Origin of the sequence: Acinetobacter sp. DSM 11652, assembly GCF_900109815.1 — a bacterium.
GTDB lineage: Bacteria > Pseudomonadota > Gammaproteobacteria > Pseudomonadales > Moraxellaceae > Acinetobacter.
The window spans coordinates 1-4,768 of the sequence record NZ_FOBK01000024.1 but is presented as its reverse complement, the minus strand read 5'-3'; the positions used below and the strand labels follow the sequence as shown (position 1 = coordinate 4,768).

5 protein-coding genes are annotated in these 4,768 nt (G+C 31.6%); 4 read left to right on the top strand and 1 reads right to left on the bottom strand.

The features are described 5' to 3' along the window. Positions 1 to 74: 74 nt before the first annotated feature. The 4 genes from repM (at position 75) to BMW42_RS14420 (ending at position 2,764) form a co-directional block, all read left to right on the top strand. A complete protein-coding gene (gene repM / locus BMW42_RS14440) occupies positions 75 to 968 on the top strand; it encodes a replication initiation protein RepM (protein ID WP_092768949.1) in 894 nt (297 codons plus the stop codon). Positions 969 to 1,031: 63 nt separating this feature from the next. Further along, a complete protein-coding gene (locus BMW42_RS14435) occupies positions 1,032 to 1,601 on the top strand; it encodes a plasmid replication DNA-binding protein (RefSeq protein WP_092768946.1) in 570 nt (189 codons plus the stop codon). A gap of 634 nt (positions 1,602 to 2,235) precedes the next feature. Then, a complete protein-coding gene (locus BMW42_RS14425) occupies positions 2,236 to 2,481 on the top strand; it encodes a type II toxin-antitoxin system RelB/DinJ family antitoxin (RefSeq protein ID WP_000246756.1) in 246 nt (81 codons plus the stop codon). Then, a complete protein-coding gene (locus BMW42_RS14420; protein ID WP_000221358.1) occupies positions 2,471 to 2,764 on the top strand; it encodes a type II toxin-antitoxin system RelE family toxin in 294 nt (97 codons plus the stop codon). Before BMW42_RS14425 ends, BMW42_RS14420 begins: the two co-directional genes overlap by 11 nt. Before the next feature lie 73 nt (positions 2,765 to 2,837). On the opposite strand, the gene BMW42_RS14415 is transcribed toward BMW42_RS14420, so the two are convergent. Further along, on the bottom strand, positions 2,838 to 4,610 hold the full coding sequence (locus BMW42_RS14415) for a DUF262 domain-containing protein (protein ID WP_171260743.1): 1,773 nt from the start codon (positions 4,608 to 4,610) through the stop codon (positions 2,838 to 2,840). Between the last annotated feature and the right edge of the window lie 158 nt (positions 4,611 to 4,768).

Sequence of the window (4,768 nt, the reverse complement as noted above, 5' to 3'; positions counted from 1 at the left end):
TAACTATGACGGATTGACTACTAACTATGACAGGTATATATTTGTCATATATTAAAAAAATCAATGGCTTCATTTTGGATAAGAATCAAGTTGTAAAATCAAATCAAGTTATAGAAGCATCATATCAATTAAGTGCTGTAGAGCAACGTATCGTCTTAGCAGCAATTTCCCGTATTCCTAAAAACCAACCAATCACAGATGATGAACTATATCCTGTGAGTGTTAATGAACTACAACGCTTAGGGGTACATGAGAAAACCGCATATAGGGATCTAAAGGAAGGTATTAATAGACTTTACGAAAGATCAATTAACCTTACTGTTAACGATAAATCTATAAAGATGAGATGGGTCCAAGAGATCCAGTTTTTGGATAGCCAGGGTGTCATTGGTATTCGCTTTTCAAAACCCATTTTGCCTTTCATTTCTAATTTAAGTAGAGAGTTTACTAAGTATGCTTTATCAGATATTGCTGGAATCAACAGTGGGTATGGTATCCGTATTTATGAACTGTTGGTCCAGTATAGACAAATAGGTAAGCGTGAAATCTCCGTTGATAACTTACGAACAATGCTAGAACTCGGTAAGAAATATCCGTTATTTGCCGACTTTAAGAAACGAGTAATTGATACTGCGATAGACCAAATAAATGAATACAGCCCTTTAACCGTAACGTATGAGCAAAAAAAGACAGGTCGCAAAGTTACTCATATTCTATTTTCGTTTAAGGAAAAAGCTAAAAATATTAATTCCCCAGATATAGATATACCAAAAGAGTTTTATAAGCTGACAGATGCTCAAATTAATATGTTTGGTAATCAGCTATCCCGTTTGCATGAACTTTCCCATTTAGCACTAGAAGGTGAAAGCTACGAAACATTAGCATCAAAAATTAAAGAAATGCTTAGAGATCCTAAACAACAAAAGCAATTTTTACCCTACTTAAAAAACTTAGGCTTCAAATCTTGAGTGTATTGGAGAATACACTTATTGTATCCCTTAATACGTATCGTAAATACACAGTAATACACTATGAAAACAAGTACAAAATACAGTGTTAGTGATGCTGCTGCACTGTATAAAAAATCTCGTGCAACACTCTATAAAGATATAAAAAATGGAGTATTAAGTCGTGATCACGATGGTTACATAGACTTTTCAGAGTTACTTCGTGTGTATGGCGAACCATTTAATACAAAACAGTCAAAACGTATCGATACGTCTGCAATACAAAATCCAAATACACCTGAGTACACGGATCAAACAATCATAGAATTAAAAAATCAAATCGATTTTTTAAAGAAACAATTAGAAAAAGCAGAAGATCGGGAGGCCAAAGCTAATTCTCGTATTGATACACTTCTTACACTCATCGAAATGAAGCCCTCTAAGGTCAATATTGAATCTGATACAACTCATACCGAGAGTAATTCACTTCCTAGTACAGAAGATATAATCCCCCCCCTTCAGTCTGAGCAGTCTAAAGAGGACGGATTGACTACTATCGATGTAGAAAAAAAGCGAATTCCTGTTCCTGAGCATGTTGAACCTGAGCCTAAAAAGCGTGGCTTCCTGAGCCGATTCTTCCTGCCGAATGGTTAAATAGAACTACACAAAGTTGTGAAACAAAGATTAAAGGATAGACGTGGAACGTGACAAATCACAAAAAAGCCGCTCCAGTGCGCTGTTTACTGGAACGGCTTTAGTTAAGATATTGATGCTTATAGGAAAAATTCAAGCATTTCGTATAACGTGTATTATGTTAATTTTAGAAAAAATTGATAATTAATGAGTAAAATATGCATAAATTTTGGAAAATTTTTATCGGATTAAATATATTTGGATTCATAATTTCAATATCAAATTTCTTTTTCATGCTATTTTACCCAATTATATTTTGTATAAATTCAGCATCAAGTTTGCTCATTTATATAATCTTTAGGTTTATAAAAAAACATAAAGTTAATAATTTTTTGAATATCCTTTTTTCTACAATTTTAGTAATTTTTTTAAATATTTTAATAAGCTACACTTTTTTTAGTTTAGATAAAATGTCTCAGATAATGATATATGCATCAATCACATATCTATGTTTTCAGCTTTTAATGATAGTTCTGCTAGAAGCTGCTCTTTAACTCATTTATTTTCATTTAACATAATGGCGGTTATACGAAGTCGACTTGTAATGCAATTTGCATTACAGTACTCCTAGTACATTAAATAACTGGGAGATATGATGGCTACTGTTAACTTCAGGGTCGATGAAGCCCTTAAAGAAAAATCCTATTCCATCCTTAAAGAACAAGGTATTGCACCTACAGATTTCTTTACTAGTATTCTTGAGTATGTTGCTACGACTGGGAAACTACCTGTCAAAAAAGCTTTGCTTTCAGAAGAAGATGAAGAATTGTTAGCTCTTGTCCGTAAGCGCATTAATGACCCTAAAGAGATGTTTGAGGAAGTCACATTAGATGACTTATAAGCTTTTACGTCACAAGGACTTTACAGCAGAATGGGAAAAACTCCCTGTTGCTATACGGGATCAATTTAAGAAGAAACTAGCCAAAGTCATAGAGCAGCCACATATTCCAAAGAATATGCTGAGAGGCGATCTTGCAGGTTGCTATAAAATTAAATTATTAAAAGCTGGTGTCAGACTTGTCTATCAAGTTAAAGATGATCAGGTAGTTATCTTGCTCATCACAGTCGGGAAACGAGCTGATAGCATAGTTTATGACGAAGCTAAAAAGCGCATTAAGGACTAAAAATGGGAGCTTATAGCTCCCATTTTTTGACTTCGTATAAGGTGTATTATGTTAATTTTAGGAAATCTAAAAATTAGACAACCTCAAATAACTTATAAAAACTCATAATTTCCTTAGGATCTTTTAGTTCATAGTTATGACTACTTTGTCTTGTATAAAGCTTATCATTATAAGTATATGGTTCAGTATCCCGAGAAAGGCTTAGCATCAATACATGTCTATCATAATATTGAATGAACTGAATATTTTGTAGAATATTCAGTTTTGCAAAATCAGATATTGGTTCTTTACTTATTAATTGTTTAATTTTTTGTTCATAAGCTCCTAAATCCTTACAAAATTTTTTCGCTTCGTCTTCAATCCCTGTGATATAGAATCCATTATATAGTTTCGAGTCAGACTTATAAAAAGTGTTATGCCTAACATTATCTTTTTCTTTATCTGCAACCCCTATAATTAGCCAGTTAACTCCTTTATTAGCATTACACATAGCTAAAAGTGTATTAATTTTATCTGATATATTTAAGGCCTGATCTTCTCCATCATGCATAGTGTAGAAACCTATTTTAAAATCATATGACACAGACTCTGTCCTAGATTGATTCAAAATATTTTCTAACTTTTTAATTCCACTATGATTTGAAGCATCAATACCTATATTTTCGATAAATTCATCTGAAATTATACCCACTGTAGATCTAACTAAATGATTTCTATCACTTTTATCCCATTTTTTTCGAGAATTTATTAAGTGATCATAAGTTTTAGATGCAATATTTTGGATTTTATTAACAACAGCCCTATAATTTTGGATACTACGATTTTGTAGAATTATTAGATCATATAAGGCTAGAAAGAATACAGTAAATGCTCTCGTCGAATGATTTGGCCTATCTTTATAAAACCAAGTCATTAATTTAGTTTCATTGGGAATATTATTACTGATTCTTATGATTTCTTCATAAACTTTTTCAAAGTCTTTTTTTATTTTATCATATCCATAACGATTTATTTTATTTAAAATCTCACTCTTCTTTTCTATGTCTGAATATACAGAGTCTAAGTAATAAGATGTTGTTTCGCTTTCACCATCAGTAATCATTGCTAATAGAATTTGGCCTACTAGTTCTTCATCCCTGGATGCCATCATATTTTGATAAGTAATGATATTGTGTTTAGCTAAAAAACAGTCAGATAAATTGATCCCATATTCTGAATCTTTTTCCTTAGTTAGACTGATATGCTTCATATCATTTAATCTAAGAATAGATGAGTGAGAAGTATCACCCCTTACAAAATAAGAGCACTCTCTGACCAACTGAGAAAAGTGGCAAAGTGCTCCAGCTTGACGAACTTCTTGTTTAGATAAACTGACTCCTCCAGTATTGATTCTTCGAAATGATTCATCAATGATATCTAACTCAGATACATGAGTAGATATAGAAACTGGTATAGGATATTTCAAAATACTAAGACACTTATCTTTGTCTAAAATAGGCTGTTTTTGAATTAATATACCTTCATCTTTTTTTTGTTTTAATGATGGATTTTGGTCTAGATCAAAATAAAATCCTTCAAAGTCGTAATCTCCTTCTAAGAAAGAAGCTATTGCATTCAATCTTTGCATTCCATCTAAAATTTCATACTGAGCATCTTTATTTTCAACGCATAGAATTAAAGGTATTGGAAAACCATTAACTAAAGAATCTATGAATTTTCTCTTACTAGATGTACTCCAAACCAGTTTTCGTTGATATCTTCGATTTACAATGTATTTGTTTTTTATATAATTTTCATAAAACATTAAAATAGGAACATTATTCACATTAACAACAAGACTCGACATATCCATCTCTTTATATAAAATTTGTCAAATCTTCTCATAAATTAAAAAGTTACTCCATTTTACTTAACATAAAATCTCTTATACGAAATCCAAATTCAAGACATAAAAAAGCCCAACATCCTGTTGGGCTTTTTTACGTATTTGATGCGTTGGTATAA

Bases quoted from the DNA above. Each gene is read 5' to 3' on its own strand.
- BMW42_RS14415 (WP_171260743.1), bottom strand. From the start codon at position 4,610: ATGTCGAGTCTTGTTGTTAATGTGAATAATGTTCCTATTTTAATGTTT.
- BMW42_RS14425 (WP_000246756.1), top strand. From the start codon at position 2,236: ATGGCTACTGTTAACTTCAGGGTCGATGAAGCCCTTAAAGAAAAATCC.
- BMW42_RS14420 (WP_000221358.1), top strand. From the start codon at position 2,471: ATGACTTATAAGCTTTTACGTCACAAGGACTTTACAGCAGAATGGGAA.
- BMW42_RS14435 (WP_092768946.1), top strand. From the start codon at position 1,032: ATGAAAACAAGTACAAAATACAGTGTTAGTGATGCTGCTGCACTGTAT.